Below are 17,678 nucleotides of genomic sequence, written 5' to 3'. Positions count from 1 at the left end.
TTGGCGCAAAGTAATGCAAACAATTGACAATACCCCTACAACGCTTCAAAACTGTGAAGATGAAGCTATCCACTTGATTGAAAGCGTACAAAGTTTTGGGTATGTCATTGCCATCAATCCAAGTACTAAAAAAATTCAGGTGGTAAGCGAGAACATCAATGACATGTTCAACGTAGACGTCGTTCCCGGTGAAACACTTATCACTGAACTGATTGACATTCCCTCTCCTGAAGCGCGCACATTCCAGACTATTCACGATGCTGTAAAAGGCGGAAATGTACGCCACGCCTACCAGTGGAAGTTTGCTGAAAATGCGCTCCATCTCAAAGATTGGGAGAAAGAGGGCAGTGGTGTTGCCTTCGATTCTAATGGCCTGTTGGTTATAGAGCTTGAGCCAACCCCTCAACTAAGCTTTGAGGCGGCGCAGCAATGGGTGCCAATGGATGTAGATATTCGCGCATTGTTACCCAATGTCGATGACCGCGACTCCATAGGGGATGTTGCCGATGCTATCGCTCAGGTATTTAAGCAATACATAGGTTTCGACTCGGTCATGGTTTATCAGTTTGACAAAACCTACTGTGGTGAAGTGATTGGTGAAGCCGCAAGTGCAGATTCTCGTTCATTCAAAGGGTTGAAGTTTCCCGCTTCGGATATCCCCAGTCAGGCCCGTGAACTGTATCTAAAAAATCGAGTGCGCTGTGTCTACGATGTAGAAGAGCAAGTTATAGGCCTTAAGCCTTCGGTTAAAGAGGCCGAACGTCCGCCATTGGATTTATCAATGTCGATGGTTCGCTCTGTTTCGCCTATGCACATTGCCTACCTTAAAAACATGGGGATCCGCTCTTCATTTTCAGTTTCACTTGTTTTTGAGGGTAAACTGTGGGGATTGTTAGCATGCCACAACAGTGAACCGGCTTACATCGACCAGAAGAAACGTTTAGTTTGCGAATCATTAGGTCACCTTTATGCCTGGCAGCTTCACACGAAAGCACTGCATAAAAAGAAAGAGCAATTTCAAATTCGCCAACGCAAGCTGAACTATATTGTTCACCAGCTTACTTCATACACGAACCCGCTTGAGGCCATCACGCAGAAAGAAGGAGACTTACTGGATGTTGCTGATTCGTGCGGTATGGCGGTGGTTACCCCTACGGGCAACTATCTGGTTGGTAAGACTCCCACAGAGAAAACCTTGGCAAAATTACTCGAAAAATTTGCCATTAGCGACTCTGAGCAGTCCATTGCCATAAACCGATTAACAAATGAAATTTTAGATAGCGGCGACCTAAACGGCATTCGAGGCATGTATGTTTCCTGCGTGTCTTCAAAACTGGGCTACTACACGGTTTGGTTTAGAGAGCAGAAAGACAAGACCATTCGTTGGGCGGGGCGCGATGCAGCCAGAAAAGATATTGGAAAGTCTCTTACCCCTCGTAATTCGTTTGATATGTATTTGCAAAGTGTCGCTGATGAATCGGTAGAGTGGACCGAAGATGATCAACTAATCATTGAAGGTTTTGACCATCTGTTTATACCTTACGCGCTAAGCTTAAAAGCGTCCCTCGATAAGCAAATTAGTAAATTAGAAGAGCTGGATAAAGCGAAAGATCAGTTTCTTGCCAGCATTTCTCACGAGCTGCGTTCACCACTTAACTCTATTGTGGGGTGGACCGATTTAGCGCTTATGGATGTCGGCAATGTGGACAGAATGACTGACGCCCTTGGGGTGATAAAGCGCGCGGCATCAACTCAAGCAGCACTGATCAACGATATTCTCGATTTATCCCGTATTATTTCAGGCACGATGAAGTTAAGCACCCATTCGCTTAATATTGCAGAGTCTATATCTGAAGTAGCAAAATCTTTCGAAGCAGGGTTTGCGAGCAAGAATATACAGCTATCGATAAATTGCGAAGATGATCATACGCAGATTCTTGGTGACAACCTACGTATAAAGCAGGTTATTAATAACCTATTGAGCAATGCGCTTAAGTTTACATCTAAAGGTGGAACCGTGCATATAAGAGGGCGAAGAGAACATTCAAACTACCTTTTCCGCGTTAAAGACAACGGCAAAGGTATGACGCGCGAGCAGCTATCTCATGTTTTCGAACGTTTTTATCAAGGCAAAAACGAGCACAACAAACATGGGTTGGGCTTAGGCCTGTCTATTGTGAAAAGTTTAGTAGAGATGCACGGTGGTGAAATTTATGCTGAAAGCGACGGACCTAATACGGGAACAACGTTTTACGTAACGCTGCCTATTGCGCCGCTTAATTTGCACGACGACATTATTGAAACTAAGAACTCTGAAATTAGCGACCTGACCGAGTCATTGCGCTTAAACGGCTTACGGATTTTAGTCGCAGAAGATGAGCAAGACGCCCGTGATTTCATAAAGCTGTTTCTAGAATCTAACGGCGCGCGAGTTAATGTTGTGAAGAACGGCCTGTTGGCATGGAAGGAAATTAACGATATGCCAGAAGCCTTCGATCTTCTGCTATCGGATATTGGTATGCCGGAAATGGACGGGCTGGGTTTAGTTTTAAAAATAAGAGCCAGTGAAATACCAGAAATTGCAAAGCTTAATGCCGTAGCACTGACCGCTTATGCCTATACATCTGATCGCGTTAAAGCACTTAAAGCTGGCTTTAACAACTATGTGTCAAAGCCGGTCGATGGCGAAGAATTGCTGACTATTCTGGAAATGTACTTGCCAGAAACGTCACACTAACGCTGACGACTCCCCGTCTTTTTTGCAACCTTTGATCAGCAGAATTGCGAAGATAGAGCGCGAAGATAGAACGTTAACAAGGCTGACGCATACCTTTGAATAGTCCGTTTAGTTTAAGCAACGACAGGTATGCTTTGTAGTGTAGAAGTCGCGTAGTCGACTTCGTGTTTCTCTACCTAATTTAATGCCTTTCAACGCTCATTGCTTTCAAAGTTCACCGAAGTCAAAATTCATCTACCAGCGGCGGAGTAATAGCTGGTAGGTGGTTTTATCTAACAGCGACTCGCGGGGCGACGAACTTTCTGCATCGGGAAGGGCTGCACGCGCTTCCTCAAGCGATGCATATCTATCCCCGTCAATATAAAACGCGCTGGCTTCAGATGTAGGTTTACCGTCAAGGGAATAGGCGGTGTTTAACAAGTCTGACGTGGTAGTTATGTTGCTGTGCCCGATAAAGTCGGCAACGCCATCGCCATTCACATCTTTGGTGAGCCAAGCTAAATCAAGTGGCTGATTCAATTCCCCCGAATTCTGCATTGTCGACACAGCTTGATTGAATTGCGCAACAATCCTTTCAGCGTTAGCAACATTTTTGCTGATAGCTATTTGAAATCCGGTTTTTGCTAACGGTTTTGCTGAAAAGTGCAGGGTTTCTTCATTATCGTTAGCCAGCAGTATGTTTAGCTCTCGCGCAAGCAGCTGGGTGGTAATTAAGTAAGGCGCTCTATCGTCGGCAAGTTGGCGAAATGCATCAAACGTAGTGGGGTTGCGTGACCACTTTATATCTTTCAGCAGTCTGAATGAGGGCGTATTCGCAAAGCGATTTTCAATAGCGACCCGGTTGTCTTTTAAATGAGGAAAAAGCTTTATTGCCTCAACGTCCGCCTCTTTACTTACCGCGTAAAGGTAAATAGGTAAGTAGATATCGGATAGTACATAGTTGCTGCTAGCCTCGCCCAAATTAACGTAGGCAAATTCACCGTCTAGCTTACCTGTCAGTACAGAACTGCCCAAAAAAGCTTGTCGCATAACCTGAAGCTGAATATTCAACTCTGCTTTTTTAAACACCTTTTCAAGTAATGCGTTAATCCGAGCAGGCTCCCCATCATCGCTTATGTAGGTCTCGAAGGAAGCTGCACCTAAACTGGTAGGGGCGGCATGTAATTGCGAAACATTTAAACAACAAAGGGCTAGGCTTATGCCTAACAAAGAAAGACGTTGAGTGAAAATAGAGAGCGAGAACGCGCTGAATCTTACCAAAGGTGAACTCCGAACTGCCGTCATACATTTACTACACTGTAATGCAGTTAGTCGCTTAATTCCAATAAACACGTACTGGCTAAAATTAACAAAATGTAAGCGACATCAATATATTGAGTGTAGTGTCCACGTTTATATTAGCTTTTATTAAGTAAAGTCATTCGCGACGATAAGCCGGTTTCACTACCAGCTTAACGTCACGAACTTGATTGCATGCGTAATTGGGGGGCGCAATTGGATGCGTATAAGCGCGCTCAATATAGGCGCTCAACATAAACGCTTATTCTCCAAAGCTTCCCGCAGGACCTGGATAAACCACTACGCTTTCAACACCGTCCTTGTTAACGCTGGCTACGCCAAAGAAGTAGTTGTCGATAACGACGTTCTCAAGCATGGCCTCGGTGACGTTACCCACATATTTACTGTATTCCCATTGCGGAGCATCAGTATGACGCCAGTATACTTTGTACCCTTTAAGTTGAGGGTTCTCTTGAGCGTCTAGTGCATCCCACTTTAAAAATGTTGAAGGTTGAACTGCACCGGCAATTTCTACATTTGCAGGTGGATTCGGTGCCCACGCCATTGCAGCAAGAGAAACAGCATTAAGGCCAGTAAGTTTGGCAGCGTAATCAAAGTCGACGCCATCCAAGGTGTCACCATAGGCAATACCGTCTTCTACGCGAAGGTCTTGGTGCTGGCGGGTGTAGTTTTCGTTAGTTTCCATAATACGAATACCCGGGTAGCCCAAGTCGTTGAACGGGCGGTGATGGCCGCCACGACCAAAACGGTCCAAACGATAAATCACCATCGTGTCTAGGTTCTCAATATACTGATCGGCAATTTTATCGATGTAACGGGCAAGGTTACGGCTTGGTGAGTCAACTTCACCCCCGGTGAAACGTCGCATGCGTGCTTCTTTATCCGTTTCGGTTACGCGTGTACCTTCAGCAAACAAGCGAGCGGTGGTGTTGTTAATCACACCGTTAACCCCTTCGATATTGCCTATCATGTCATTATTGAGCACGGCTTTAATTCGCCAGCCGTCTTCCTTGGCTTGGTTTGCCATAATACGCCCGCCGAAAAGCCCTTGCTCTTCACCAGATAAAGCAGCATACACGATACTGCCGTTAAACTTGTATTTGGATAGTACTCGCGCAGCTTCAAGGGTACCGGCAACACCAGAGGCGTTGTCGTTTGCCCCTGGTGAGTCAGAGGTGAAGTCCATTACATCAGACACCCGTGAATCGATGTCGCCTGACATGATGACGTAACGGTCTGGATCGGTGGTACCACGTTGTATCGCGATAACGCTAACCACTTCTACTGGGTCGGGAATACGTTTTTCTCCGCTGATGACTTCCGACTGGTAGTACACTTCTAAGCAGCCACCACACTCGGCTGAAATTTTATCAAATTCAGATTTAATCCAACGTCGCGCAGCACCGATACCACGAGTATCAGACTCGGTTTCAGAAAGGGTATGGCGTGTACCAAAGTTCACCAGCATAGTAATGTCTTTTTCAATGTTTTCAGCGGAGACATTTTTGGCAATATCGTAAAGTGTTTGCTGCTGCTCGCTTTGTGCGTGAGCGGCGAATGACACTGTGCTACTTACCAATACAGCTGATGCCAGTACTTTCGTTAATTCAGTTCTTATTTTTGCACTTATACTAGCTAGTGCGGGTCGGTTTTTTATCATTGTTATCTCCTGTTTTATTTTTTCACCATAACGAATACGTGGCAAAGCTACAATTAGAGTAAACGTGTTTAATGGTTGGTCATCGCAAGGCATCGCGATTGAAAAACGGAGTAAGACGCTGGGAATGAAAAATGACTCTAAAAAAAATAAAAAAGCCGGCATTCGCCGGCTTTCAGAATATGGGTTTACGCTAGCGCTTAAATAAACGCAAACGCGTCGCCAAACAGGTTCTCAACTTTTAAGCCGCGTTGTGTAAAATCATCGCGTACAACTTTGGCCATTTCAAAGCGACCTGCTACGTAAACCTGAATATTGGCAAAGTCAGCGTGGTCTGCCATTACCGCATGGTGTACCCAACCCGTTCTGCCTTTCCATTCGTCGCATGCAAACTCTACAACCGGCACAAAAGTGAAGTGTTCGTTAGCTTCAGCGAGCTCAGTTAGCTTGTCAGCTAAATACAAATCAGCCGCGTGTTTTCCACCCCAATAAAGGGTAAGTGGTGTCTTATCACCGCTGTTAAGATGCTCTTGCAGAATAGAGTAGGTATATGAGAAGCCAGTACCACCAGCAATAAGCACCATAGGCAGGCCATTACTTTGCAAAAAGGCATTGCCATTACCTACGTTTACGGTAATTTCGCCATCCGCACGCATGCGCTCTAGCACTTCACCAGCATAGCTATTGCCAGGCTCTGCGCCAATGTGTAATTCAATGCGGCTATTATCAAATGCGGCATTGGCAATAGAAAATGGACGCATATCTTTTTCGCCCATTACCACCATGGCGTACTGACCCGCCTTAAACTCAACAGGGCTTTCTGGCGTTAATTCAACTTTTTGAACCACTTCGGTTAAAGGCGTGATGCTTGCAACCTTACACTTAATTTCTGACATGTATTCTCTTCTAACCTTCTTGCTTAGCGTGTCGCCTTTTCATGCGCTTAAGAAAAGCGCATGTTTCAATACAAAATAAATAGCGCTAAAAATAGTCGCTACATAATACCAAGACTGTCCCAAATATCATCAACGCGTTTCTTAACGTCTTCGTCCATCACAATAGGTACGCCCCATTCTCGGTCGGTCTCGCCCGGCATTTTATTGGTGGCGTCCATTCCCATTTTAGAACCTAGCCCTGAAACGGGGGACGCAAAATCCAAGTAGTCGATAGGCGTATTTTCTATCATTACCGTGTCGCGGGCTGGGTCCATACGGGTAGTGATGGCCCAAATAACATCGTTCCAGTCACGCGCGTTGACGTCGTCATCGCACACTATCACAAATTTGGTGTACATGAACTGGCGTAAGAACGACCATACGCCCATCATCACTCGTTTGGCGTGACCTGGGTACTGTTTCTTCATGGTAACTACCGCCATACGATAAGAACAACCTTCTGGCGGCAAGTAGAAGTCCACAATTTCAGGGAATTGCTTTTGCAAAATAGGCACAAACACTTCGTTTAGCGCAACACCTAAAATCGCAGGCTCATCTGGTGGACGGCCTGTATAGGTTGAATGATAGATAGGATCTTTACGATGGGTAATATGCGTTACCGTAAACACTGGGAAGTCATCGACTTCATTGTAATAACCGGTATGATCGCCGTATGGACCTTCAGGTGCAGTTTCATCTTGTGCAATATAGCCTTCAAGCACAATCTCGGCACTGGCAGGTACTTGTAAGTCGTTACTAATAGACTTAACTACTTCGGTTTTATCACCGCGTAGTAAGCCTGCAAAAGCATACTCGGAAAGGGTATCTGGTACAGGAGTAACTGCACCTAAAATGGTCGCGGGATCTGCGCCAAGAGCCACTGATACAGGATAGGGTTCGCCCGGATGCGTTTGACACCACTCTCGAAAATCAAGGGCGCCCCCACGGTGTGACAACCAGCGCATAATAAGTTTGTTTTTGCCAATAACCTGCTGACGGTAAATCCCCAAATTCTGGCGCTTCTTATGCGGTCCTTTTGTAACACTCAACCCCCAGGTTACCAAAGGCGCAGCGTCACCCGGCCAACAGCGCTGTACCGGAATTTTTGACAAGTCTACATCGTCACCGGTAAGCACCACTTCCTGACAAGGGGCTTTTTTAAGGACTTTGGCAGGCATATTAAGCACCTGCTTAAATACTGGCAGCTTCTCCCAAAGATCTTTCAGCCCTTTAGGCGGCTCAGGCTCTTTCAAATAAGCCAGTAGCTTGCCTACTTCACGCAGTGCTTCAACAGAGTCTTGTCCCATGCCCATGGCTACGCGTTCTGGCGTACCAAACAAATTAGCCAAAACGGGCATGTCGTGGTTTTTAGGATTCTCAAACAACAGCGCTGGGCCGCCGGCACGCAACGTCCTGTCGGCAATTTCCGTCATTTCAAGGTCGGTATCAATGGGCTGGGTAATGCGTACCAATTCACCTTTAGCTTCTAGCTGGCGAATAAAGTCGCGTAAATCTTTGTACTTCATCAGTGTAGGTGCATCCACAAACTCAATTTATGGCAAGAATATACTATTTAGCGGCAAAGTCCGATCAGTAAGCGCTGTGTTTACACGATTAAACGTTTTACAGATAAATTACGCTTTACAGAGGTGCCATTTGGGTGTGATATAAGAAAGCGTTAAAAATATTAACAAATCTAGGGCTAATAGTGCTTTGGTGTGTGTGCTTCGGTATAGGTTATTATCATAGTGCTTTGCTGAAGAGTTTTGCAGTAGCCAGCGTGCTAAATCCCTTATAACCCTTTTGCCTAAGGTGGTTACATGAGTTCATTCGATCAGGACATGCTAGACGAATTAAATTTGTTACTGAAGTTTCCCACAGACAGCCTGCTTCAAGGTTTGAAAATTCATCATGACGCGAGTCAAAGTATGGTGAATGCAGCGTCCAGACTCTACTCGAAAGGCCTAATCACCCAGCCTGACGGCGGTTATCTAACTGATTTAGGTATTGACCTAGCCGATCATGCCCGCCATATCCAATCGGCGATGTGCCCACGAAAAAGTAGCCACTAAAAGCAAGATGCTGGCGTACGTTTAAATGCATGTGGTCAGCATAAAGTTGAAAGCAGATATTAGCTGGCCGCAGACGCTCATGTGTCCATTCGTAAAGAAAAGCATGTCTTGGTTAAGATAATCTATAATTAGTCGATACCTTAACTAAGACATTGTAATCAACACATACTCTTTTGCTATGAAACGTATTCTACACACAGCCTTATTTATCTGCGCGACTGTCACGGGCTTTTCCGCTCATTCTCTTGAAGGGGAAACGATTGAAGAGCTTCGCGCAGTTCAGCTTTACAGCCAAGATGCCTTAATCGATATGATTAATGCTAATACGCATTTAGACAAAGTAGTTGCTGATCGATGCCAATTAGTACAAGACATTGAAGCGCGTGCCAACGTATTGAAAGTACCGGCCTACCAGTTTTTATGGGGAGACATGTTAGCGTGGGGCGTGTGCGTAGATGCTGAACCTGCTCGTGGGATTGGCTATATGGAGGACGCCGCGAATCAAGGTTTGCCAGCAGCACTAGAGCAACTCGGGCGATACTACGCAAAAGGTACGCTTGTGCAGCAAGATAAATCTCGCGCCGTGGTGTATTTGCGAGAAGCGGCTGCGCTTAAAAACCTAAAAGCGCAAATTCATTTGGTAGAGCTGTTTTTGGAAGGTTACGGCAGCCCTTATGACTATGAAGATGCCTACCACTGGCTGTATAACTCTGTAACCAACGATAAAAAGCAGCATCAGAAAATAGCGTCGTATCTTGCTCGCTTAGAAAAGCTTATGCATCCCAAAGCTGTGCGTGAAGCAAAGCGTCCTTTAGATAGCTAAATATTACCAGTACGTAATCGATAGCAAGCGCCTAAATGATTAAGATAGTTTGCGGAGGCTTAGCGCTTCCGCCAGCCTGTGAGCATAGGGCGAACTAACTGAATATTTCCCATATATTGCACAGCAAACACTGCAGCAACATGCACTAGCACACATGCGTAAAGCACATCGGCCATAATGCTGTGTATCCATTCCAGCGTACTATTGCCAAACATGGCATCTATTTCTTCCATCATAAAACCGGTAACACCTAAACCCAGCAGTAGCGTGATAACGCCCATTATCATTAGCCAGCCGAAAGGGTTGTGGCCATGGTGAGTAGGAATTTTCTTTTGTTTTACGTGCTGAATATGTTCAGCGAAGGCTTGTTGACGTAATGATACTTTAGAAAAGCTTGCGTATGCAGTAGCAACCCTTTTACTTCCTTCGAATTTGGTGGATAAAATGCCCCAGCCAATCCTTATAGATATAAGCGCTACCGCCATATAACCAGCTATTTCATGATAAAGGCGACCTGGCTCCACAATAAAATAATTGGTCACAAAGGTAGCAACAAGGCCCCAGTGGCATAGGCGCACTACCCAATCCCAAATATAAATATCCGAAGGCGTATCTTTAGGTCTGTACATTACATAACTTTCTTAAGGTAAAACAAAAACGCTGCAATAGTTTGCAGCGTTTTTATCAAGTGTTAAAGCAAACGAACGATGAATCGTTCGTTAAAACACACTTAGTGCATTTCTTTCTTAACAATGCTGCCATCAACAGGGTTAAAGTAAATTTCTACTTTGTTTTCTTCTTTGTCGAAGCCGTAGATTTCGTAACAGTTGCCGCCGGTTACTTTGAACTCGTTAATTTTGTAACCTTGCGCTAATAGCTGAGCCTGAAACGCATCTTGGTTCTGCCATTCAGCTTCAGGTGCAGTCGTACACTGCGTAGTGCCATGCTCTGCACTACATGCACTTAATAGGGTTGCAGCGCCAATAGCCGTAGCCATCATTAGTTTTTTCATTGCAGTCTCCATTTCGCTTTTTAGTTAAACGTTATTTCTGTCCCACGTAGATTGAGTGTACTTAGTTTGCTCTTTGATTCAAAGGGGTGTTTTTTGTTATGCCATTTATCGCGGCGTAGACTTTTCAAATGGGCATATATCTGTCACAAAATTGCCTTTCATTTGTAACCTATACTTCATCGAACCGTCTCAAAAGCGCTCTACATTCTTGTGCTTCGATAATTCTAAAAGGTAAGCAATGTCGCCAATCTATCGGCGAAATGCTTATAAAAATACACAAACACCCAATAAGCACACAAAAGGAATGATTTGATGCGTCCTCTGTATCTACGTCCGGTTTGTTCACGCTCTTTGCTTGCCACAACAATTGCGTTTGCACTATCTACCGCTGCAATTGCACAAGAAGTAGCGCCCGACACTGAAAGCGAAAATGACTATATAGAAGAGATTACGGTAACCGCCCAAATGCGAGAGCAGTCTGTAATGGATGTGCCCGTTACTATGGATGTTATAGGCAGCGAGTTTCTTGAGCGCACCAATATTATGGAGCTTGATGAGCTATCTCGTATTTTGCCTAACGTTCAAATTCAGGAACAAGCCGTAAGCTTACCTTCTTTTAATATTCGCGGTGTCACCGATGATGTGTCGTCAGTGTCGGCAACGCCTCGCATATCGGTATATCAAGATGGCTTTGATATTAGTAAGAAAACCGTAGCCAGTGTGGCGCTTTACGATATTGCCCGCGTAGAGGTTTTAAAAGGCCCACAGCCAACCCTATTTGGTGTGGCGGCAGCCAATGGTGCGGTAAGTATTCATTCTAATCTTCCCACCTTCGAACAAGAAGGCAAGGTACAGGTTGGCTATAACTCAGAGCAAGGGCAAGAACTTGAATTCATGTATAACCAGCCTATTAACGACAACCACAGTTTTCGTATAGCAGGTCTTTATCGCGAAATGGATGGCATTGTAGAGAACAATGCCTGTAGCGCTGACTCCTATTACGGTAATGCAAATATGTACAACCATCTTGGTGAAGAAGTGCCGTGCAATAGCGAAGATCTTCAGGGGGTATCGGTGCAAGCGCTACGGGCAACATGGCTTGCGAATTACGAGCAACTTGAAATCATTGCGCGTGCAGCAATGGAGTATAACGACCAGCCGGGCATTGCCTTCAAATCAGGCTCTATCGCCCCCAATGGCGGAGATACTAGCCCTTTTACTGATGCCGAATTTAGTTTAGGTAGTGAACTAGGCATTGAACGAACGCTTCAAGCTTATGATTTAACCGTAAACTACGATTTCAACCAAATGCTTAGCCTACACGCCGATGCCTACTATAAAGATGTAGAGGTGAGCGAAGGATTTGACGCCGACGGTTCTGCTTTGCGTATTCAAGATGCCTATTTCGATAACGACGCTACGCTTAAAGGTGCGTCAATGCGTTTAGTGTATGACTCGGGTGATAAGTTGGCCGCGTTTGTAGGCGCGTCTATTACTCAAGACGATTCTATTTTGCCTTACTATGTGATGGTAGACCCATTTATACGCGGTACGTTTGATGCAGTAAAAGCACAGCTTGAGGCCACCTCAAACATTCCGCTAAATCAGAATATCGCTACCGGCGCATCGTTAGAAGAAATAGAAGCACTGCGTGCGATGTTAGTGTCGCAACTGTTTAATGAAGATGGCTCTCCTATTTCTAATCCTGCATTGCCGCCTATTCTGATACAAGGGCCGTTTATATTTGAAGCTGAACTTGATATAGCGTCTTATGTTGCTGAGGTGTCGTATTTTGTTACCGATGACATCAACATTACTGCTGGCGTGCGCTATATCGACGAAACACGTTATACCCGTAATACTTATACTACTGCAGACGGTGCATTTACGTTCGATGCCGAGCGCGACTTTGACGATACCCTGCCGCGCTTTGCCGTAAGCTATGATGTTAATAACAGCTGGAACGTATACGCGAACTACGCTAGGGGACGACGTTCACCAGTTGTGGATGCTAACGCAGGTGGCGTTAATGTGACTAAACCTGAAATAGTAGACAGTTACGATTTAGGTATTAAATACCAAAGCGCCAACTTCCTGTTCTCAGGTGCTATTTTCACCTACGAATACAGCGATTATCAGCAAAGCTTTACCGACGCAGAAACCTTACAGTCTATTACTGTAACGGTAGGCGACTCGACCATGTCGGGTATTGAAGGCATGGCGACCTATAACTACAGCGAGACGCTGACGCTAACAGCAAGCCTTGGTTTCCTTGACGCTGAATTTGCAGACAATACTGCTGATGGATCTGAGTTCCAATACGGTGGCAATAAGTTCCGCTTAGCGCCAGAAGTTAGCGGCGCAATAAACATCAACAAAGTATTCAATATGGACAGTTTTGACATTGATGTTAACTGGCTTACCAGCTTCCAGTCAGAAGTGTTTTTTGAAAGCAGCAATTACCCTGGTCTTTCTCAAGATACTTACTCACTGACTGATGTATCGGTGAAGCTGCTTCAAGACAACAGCAAGTTTGCCTATGAGTTTTACGTGAACAACCTGTTTGATAAAGAATTCTTGATTGATGCTGGTAATACAGGCGGTGGATTGGGTATTCCTACCTTCGTACGCGGCATGCCACGCATTGATGGTGTGCGTGTTTATTACGAGTTCTAGAGGTAAAGAATAAGAGATTACCTATTCCCGTCAACATGCGCTTGCTTTGATGGGAATAGGACGTAATTAAAATTATATGGGTTACGGGAAGGAGTATCAGAGACACTTATTTTAGTTGGAGCGATTTAACTGTAATGTCTTGCACTCTGTCTTTGTTGATAAAAAGCAAAAGAAGACATTTAACGCTAGCGCGGTTACAATAAAGATTCTCAAAGAATCTCGGAGAATCTGCATGCCTTTAAAAGCTACCTCAGTAAGATTAGATGATGAAACACTTGCTCGTGTAGGCGAAATGGCTAAAGCGATGGACAGGCCCAGGGCTTGGCTGATGGCCGAAGCTATCAAGCAGTTTGTTGCTCGCGAAGAGTGGTTTATCCAAGAGGTGGAAAAAGGAGTGAAGTCCGCTGATGAGGGACGTTTGACCGACCATACTGATGTCAAAGCTAAATGGGAGGCTAAGCGTGCAGCTCAAATGGACTGATCTTGCAGGTACCGATTTAGAGAAAATTGAAGCTCATATTGCGCAAGAAAATAGCCCCTCTGTAGCTATCGACGTTATAATGAATATTATTGATAGTTCGCACCTAGTCTTATCAGAACATCCTAGAGCGGGCCGTCATGGCCGATTGAAGAATACGCGGGAACTTGTGATTAATGGCCTGCCGTATATCGTTATATATCGAGAAAACATCATTACAAATTGCATCGAAATACTACGAGTTCTTCATGATGCTCAGCAATGGCCGAGCGCAGATTAAAAACAATCTGTTTGTGGAGAGAATTGTGCTTGTAGTGCGACTCGCCACATAGCGTTTGTAGCCTCTAACTTTATAAATAACGTGCATAGACTAGCGCCTATACACGCTTATAAACTTGTAGAAAGCTATGCCTTAATCTCAAAGCTATGCGTGTTAACCACTTTGCCCGCTTTGGTCAAAATCGCATCCACATAGTGCCACGTGGCTTTTGCGCTGCCTTCGCTGACGGTCAATGTCATAAAGCCACGCTGGTGGAGGTTACAGTACTGCAAATCTTCTATAAGAAGCGGTAGGTCGTCTGCAAGGGTTTTAGCTTTTTCATCCCCCATGCTTAGGTAATGTTCCATACCGGGTGACGTCACGCCTGGTGTGGCAAGTTCAACCCCTACCTCTGTACCATCTTTAAGGGTTAATTTGTTGTGCCATGCGTTATGTGTATCGCCTGCAAGGGCAATAACTGGCTTGCCGACAGATTTAAGCTGCATCAGAACCTGTTCCCGTTCAATAGGGTAGCCGTCCCATGCGTCTAAGTTGTAAGGCATTACGGTATTGATAAGCGCAAGCTCTTGCTCACTAAGTGCGCCACCTTGCTTTTGTTTGCGTTTGATATTCGCGAGCCTATGTACATGAGCAGGAATTTCTTTTCGTTCAACGCCGTTAAATATCGATACAGGGAAAAGCATGCGACCTATTAATAGCTGTTGGCCTAACACCTGCCATTTAGCCTGACTTTGCTGCATAGATGAATGTAGCCAGTTACGTTGGGTTTCACCTAAAAGCCCACGACTAGGATTACTGATATCTTTCATAAAACCAGCTTGGTCAAACGCTTTTGTTTCAGCATCGCGATAGTCGCCGTACTCAAGCTGTTTGTCGCGAGCAAGAACGCGGGTGTCGAGCATGTATAAGTCAAGAAGCTTACCAAAGGTAAACTGGCGATAAATCTCTAAACGTTCAGTACCAAATGGTGGGCGAATGGGTAACCACTCATAATAGGCTTGAACGGCCGCCGCACGACGTTCATAAAAATCGCCTTCATCCGCTTGGTGATTCTCAGCACCGTCTTTATAGGTGTCGTTAGTAATTTCATGATCATCCCACACAACAATAAACGGCTTATTTTGATGTAACGACAGCAAGCCTTCATCCGTGCGATATAGCGCATAGCGGTTGCGATAGTCAGTGAGAGTGTAAAGCTCGGTGTCGTTATCAGGCGCATAGGTCCTGCCAATTTCCTTGGCGTGCTCAGTTGCGTAACCTTCGCCATCGTACTCATAAATGTAGTCACCAAGGTGTAATACATAGTCAATGTTGTCGTCTTTCGCTGCTTCCATATAAGGCGTGAAAAAGCCAGCGGGGTAGTTGGAACAAGAAAATATGCCGAACGTGACGTTAGAAACATCGACTTCAGGTAGCGTACGGGTTTCTCCAACAGGGCTTGTATTATTAGCGCTTTTGAAGCGGTAAAAATAACGACGAGCTGGACTTAGACCTGCTACGTCCACTTTTACGGTAAAATCATGGATTGCTTTGGCTTCAACAATACCGCTACTTATCACATTGGCAAAATCAGCATCGCTTGCCATTTCCCATAAAATATCGGCCTTTGCTAAACCTGACTTTGAGCCCGAACCTGAGCCCAAATTTGCTGTGGGCACGGCGCGCGTCCAAATAATCACGGCGTCTTTTAATGGGTCTCCACTCGCCACACCATGGGTAAAGGTAGCGTTGGTTTGTGGTTGGCTGTTTGCTGAAGTGCTAACGGTACAGCCTGCTAGCCCTGTAGACACTGCTACGCTCGCGCCTGCGAGTGACGACAGCTTTATAAACGATCTTCTATCCATATGCCTGCTCTTTATAAGGTTTGTAAGGTATTCGGTGATGTCATTGTTTTGTTGAACGCTCATGCAACAAAAACGAAAACCCATTTTTATACTGAGTGTTTGTGACATAGAGATGTCAGGCTGAGAATCCATAATAACAGTCAATGTTTTACTGCAAATACTGTTATACTGTGCAGCAAATAACCACATGAACCAAAAATGGTTTGTGTGTCTAAACAATCATATTTATGTTTTCTGCAGGGCTTTGAAGAACTAAGCCACAAACGAAAACACGTTGAACAAAATACGAAAGGTAAATTTAAAATACATGAGTGATGATCCGCATTATCAGCGTGAGAAAGAGAAGTACGAAAATCCGGTAGCCAGCCGCGAATATTTGATGAGCTTATTAAAAGAACACGACAAGCCGTTGTCGTTTCTTGATATCTGCAACTTGGTGAACGCCTTCGACGAAGAAGCGCGAATTGGAATTCAGCGCCGACTACGTGCCATGGAGCGCGAAGGTCAGGTGCAATTTACCAAGCAGAAAAAATACATTCTCCAAAACCGTGATGAACTCATTAAAGGCAGAATTATTGGTCACCGTGATGGCTACGGCTTTTTGCGTCCTGAAGATAAAAGCGGTGATTTATTTATCAGTGCTGGGCAGATGAACCTGTTCCTTCACGACGATGTGGTAGAAGCGCGCATTAGCGGAACCGATCGCCGCGGAAGAAAAGAAGCGTTTGTGACGCAAGTCATTGAGCCACGCAGCGAGCCTATTGTTGGCCGCTACTTTGTTGAACAAGGTTTTGGCATGGTTGTGCCAGATGACAGCAGGTTGCAGCACGAAATTGTTATTCCACCAGAAAGCACTAACGGTGCTCGAATGGGGCAGGTGGTAGTGGTAGAGCTTACCCAGCGTCCACGCCGTAAAATGAGTCCGGTGGGCAAAATTGTTGAAGTACTTGGTGAACATATGGCGCCAGGTATGGAAATAGAAATGGCACTTCGCACGTTTGATATTCCGCACCAGTGGCCAAATGGCGTAACCAAACAAGTGGAAAAGCTAACCGATCAGGTGCCCGATGAAGCCAAAGAAGGTCGCATCGATTTACGCCAGCTTCCGCTGGTCACCATCGATGGTGAAGACGCCCGCGACTTTGATGACGCAGTATATTGTGAACCGCTAGACGATGGCGGCTGGCAGCTGTGGGTAGCCATTGCCGATGTTAGTCACTATGTAAGAACAGGCTCAGCTCTTGATGATGAAGCGCAGCAGCGCGGTAACTCGGTTTACTTCCCTGACCAAGTAATTCCTATGTTGCCAGAAGTACTGTCAAACGGCTTGTGTTCACTCAACCCTGAAGTCGACCGCCTTTGTATGGTGTGTGAAATGACCATCAGTGCAAATGGCAAACTAGAAGAATTCCAGTTTTACGAAGCAGTCATGAACTCACACGCCCGTTTAACCTACACTAAAGTGTGGAATATTCTGCAGGGCGACAAAGAACTTCATCAGCGTTACGAGCCTCATGTACCTCATTTACGTAATCTTCACGACTTGTACCGCGCGCTCAAAAAAGCCCGTGCTAAGCGTGGGGCGATTGAATTTGAAACCCAAGAAGTGAAGTTTGTATTCAACGCCCAGCGCAAGATTGAAAATATTGTGCCGCTGGTGCGTAACGACGCGCACAAGCTTATTGAAGAGTGCATGATCATGGCAAACGTGAGTGCGGCTCTTATGCTTGAAAAGCATGAAGCGCCAGCGCTATATCGTGTGCACGACAAACCAGACGCCGACAGGCTTACTGCATTTACCAGCTACTTAAGTGAAATTGGTATTCCTCATCGCATTGTTGAAGATGCCGAGCCTGCCGCGTTTA

14 protein-coding genes are annotated in these 17,678 nt (G+C 45.3%); 7 read left to right on the top strand and 7 right to left on the bottom strand.

The features are described from left to right. The first annotated feature begins 13 nt into the window (after nt 1-13). A complete protein-coding gene (locus tag KUL49_RS15670; RefSeq protein WP_131137899.1) occupies nt 14-2,737 on the top strand; it encodes an ATP-binding protein in 2,724 nt (907 codons plus the stop codon). A gap of 234 nt (nt 2,738-2,971) precedes the next feature. Here KUL49_RS15670 and KUL49_RS15665 read toward each other — a convergent pair whose 3' ends face one another. The 4 genes from KUL49_RS15665 to ubiD form a co-directional block, all read right to left on the bottom strand. Further along, nucleotides 2,972-3,997, bottom strand: coding sequence for an ABC transporter substrate-binding protein (locus KUL49_RS15665; RefSeq protein ID WP_131137898.1), 1,026 nt, complete (start codon nt 3,995-3,997; stop codon nt 2,972-2,974). Nucleotides 3,998-4,277: 280 nt separating this feature from the next. Then, nucleotides 4,278-5,696 carry a M28 family metallopeptidase gene (locus tag KUL49_RS15660; RefSeq protein WP_131137897.1) on the bottom strand — a complete coding sequence of 473 codons (1,419 nt, stop codon included), beginning with the start codon at nt 5,694-5,696 and terminating at the stop codon, nt 4,278-4,280. A gap of 197 nt (nt 5,697-5,893) precedes the next feature. Continuing rightward, nucleotides 5,894-6,589 carry an NAD(P)H-flavin reductase gene (gene fre / locus KUL49_RS15655; protein ID WP_049586742.1) on the bottom strand — a complete coding sequence of 232 codons (696 nt, stop codon included), beginning with the start codon at nt 6,587-6,589 and terminating at the stop codon, nt 5,894-5,896. A gap of 98 nt (nt 6,590-6,687) precedes the next feature. After that, a complete protein-coding gene (gene ubiD / locus KUL49_RS15650; RefSeq protein ID WP_131137896.1) occupies nt 6,688-8,154 on the bottom strand; it encodes a 4-hydroxy-3-polyprenylbenzoate decarboxylase in 1,467 nt (488 codons plus the stop codon). Between the two features lie 294 nt (nt 8,155-8,448). On the opposite strand from ubiD, the gene KUL49_RS15645 reads away from it, so the two are divergent. Continuing rightward, nucleotides 8,449-8,700: a TIGR02647 family protein gene (locus KUL49_RS15645; protein ID WP_014950925.1), complete on the top strand. Its 252-nt coding sequence runs from the start codon at nt 8,449-8,451 to the stop codon at nt 8,698-8,700. Between the two features lie 178 nt (nt 8,701-8,878). Next, nucleotides 8,879-9,523, top strand: coding sequence for a tetratricopeptide repeat protein (locus KUL49_RS15640; protein ID WP_131137895.1), 645 nt, complete (start codon nt 8,879-8,881; stop codon nt 9,521-9,523). Between the two features lie 59 nt (nt 9,524-9,582). On the opposite strand, the gene KUL49_RS15635 is transcribed toward KUL49_RS15640, so the two are convergent. Both KUL49_RS15635 and KUL49_RS15630 read right to left on the bottom strand, forming a co-directional pair. Beyond that, nucleotides 9,583-10,152, bottom strand: a complete 570-nt coding sequence (locus KUL49_RS15635; protein ID WP_131137894.1) for a cytochrome b/b6 domain-containing protein — start codon at nt 10,150-10,152, stop codon at nt 9,583-9,585. A gap of 101 nt (nt 10,153-10,253) precedes the next feature. Then, nucleotides 10,254-10,535 (bottom strand): PepSY domain-containing protein, encoded by a 282-nt coding sequence (locus KUL49_RS15630; RefSeq protein ID WP_014950922.1) that lies wholly within the window; start codon nt 10,533-10,535, stop codon nt 10,254-10,256. A gap of 312 nt (nt 10,536-10,847) precedes the next feature. Here KUL49_RS15630 and KUL49_RS15625 point away from each other — a divergent pair, with 312 nt between their 5' ends. The 3 genes from KUL49_RS15625 to KUL49_RS15615 all read left to right on the top strand — a co-directional run bounded on the left by KUL49_RS15625 (nt 10,848) and on the right by KUL49_RS15615 (nt 13,969). After that, nucleotides 10,848-13,211 (top strand): TonB-dependent receptor, encoded by a 2,364-nt coding sequence (locus KUL49_RS15625; protein ID WP_131137893.1) that lies wholly within the window; start codon nt 10,848-10,850, stop codon nt 13,209-13,211. A 232-nt stretch (nt 13,212-13,443) separates the two neighbouring features. Next, nucleotides 13,444-13,692, top strand: coding sequence for a CopG family ribbon-helix-helix protein (locus KUL49_RS15620; RefSeq protein WP_131137892.1), 249 nt, complete (start codon nt 13,444-13,446; stop codon nt 13,690-13,692). Continuing rightward, entirely contained in the window at nt 13,673-13,969 is a 297-nt protein-coding gene (locus KUL49_RS15615; protein WP_131137891.1) for a type II toxin-antitoxin system RelE/ParE family toxin, read from the top strand. The genes KUL49_RS15620 and KUL49_RS15615 overlap by 20 nt, the downstream gene beginning before the upstream one ends. Before the next feature lie 125 nt (nt 13,970-14,094). Here KUL49_RS15615 and KUL49_RS15610 read toward each other — a convergent pair whose 3' ends face one another. After that, nucleotides 14,095-15,813: an alkaline phosphatase gene (locus KUL49_RS15610; protein ID WP_131137890.1), complete on the bottom strand. Its 1,719-nt coding sequence runs from the start codon at nt 15,811-15,813 to the stop codon at nt 14,095-14,097. Nucleotides 15,814-16,120: 307 nt separating this feature from the next. Between KUL49_RS15610 and KUL49_RS15605 the strand changes: the two genes are divergently transcribed. Continuing rightward, nucleotides 16,121-17,678: ribonuclease R family protein (locus KUL49_RS15605; protein ID WP_131137889.1), on the top strand; the 1,558-nt coding region annotated here is incomplete at its 3' end.

The organism is Alteromonas sp. KUL17 (assembly GCF_006538305.1).
GTDB lineage: Bacteria > Pseudomonadota > Gammaproteobacteria > Enterobacterales > Alteromonadaceae > Alteromonas > Alteromonas macleodii.
The sequence above is the reverse complement of the archived record's forward strand: the minus strand, read 5'-3'. Positions and strand labels throughout refer to the sequence as shown.

Bases quoted from the DNA above. Each gene is read 5' to 3' on its own strand.
- KUL49_RS15670 (WP_131137899.1), top strand. From the start codon at position 14: ATGCAAACAATTGACAATACCCCTACAACGCTTCAAAACTGTGAAGAT.
- KUL49_RS15660 (WP_131137897.1), bottom strand. From the start codon at position 5,696: ATGATAAAAAACCGACCCGCACTAGCTAGTATAAGTGCAAAAATAAGA.
- KUL49_RS15625 (WP_131137893.1), top strand. From the start codon at position 10,848: ATGCGTCCTCTGTATCTACGTCCGGTTTGTTCACGCTCTTTGCTTGCC.
- KUL49_RS15610 (WP_131137890.1), bottom strand. From the start codon at position 15,813: ATGGATAGAAGATCGTTTATAAAGCTGTCGTCACTCGCAGGCGCGAGC.
- KUL49_RS15635 (WP_131137894.1), bottom strand. From the start codon at position 10,152: ATGTACAGACCTAAAGATACGCCTTCGGATATTTATATTTGGGATTGG.
- KUL49_RS15640 (WP_131137895.1), top strand. From the start codon at position 8,879: ATGAAACGTATTCTACACACAGCCTTATTTATCTGCGCGACTGTCACG.
- fre (WP_049586742.1), bottom strand. From the start codon at position 6,589: ATGTCAGAAATTAAGTGTAAGGTTGCAAGCATCACGCCTTTAACCGAA.
- KUL49_RS15645 (WP_014950925.1), top strand. From the start codon at position 8,449: ATGAGTTCATTCGATCAGGACATGCTAGACGAATTAAATTTGTTACTG.
- ubiD (WP_131137896.1), bottom strand. From the start codon at position 8,154: ATGAAGTACAAAGATTTACGCGACTTTATTCGCCAGCTAGAAGCTAAA.
- KUL49_RS15630 (WP_014950922.1), bottom strand. From the start codon at position 10,535: ATGAAAAAACTAATGATGGCTACGGCTATTGGCGCTGCAACCCTATTA.
- KUL49_RS15620 (WP_131137892.1), top strand. From the start codon at position 13,444: ATGCCTTTAAAAGCTACCTCAGTAAGATTAGATGATGAAACACTTGCT.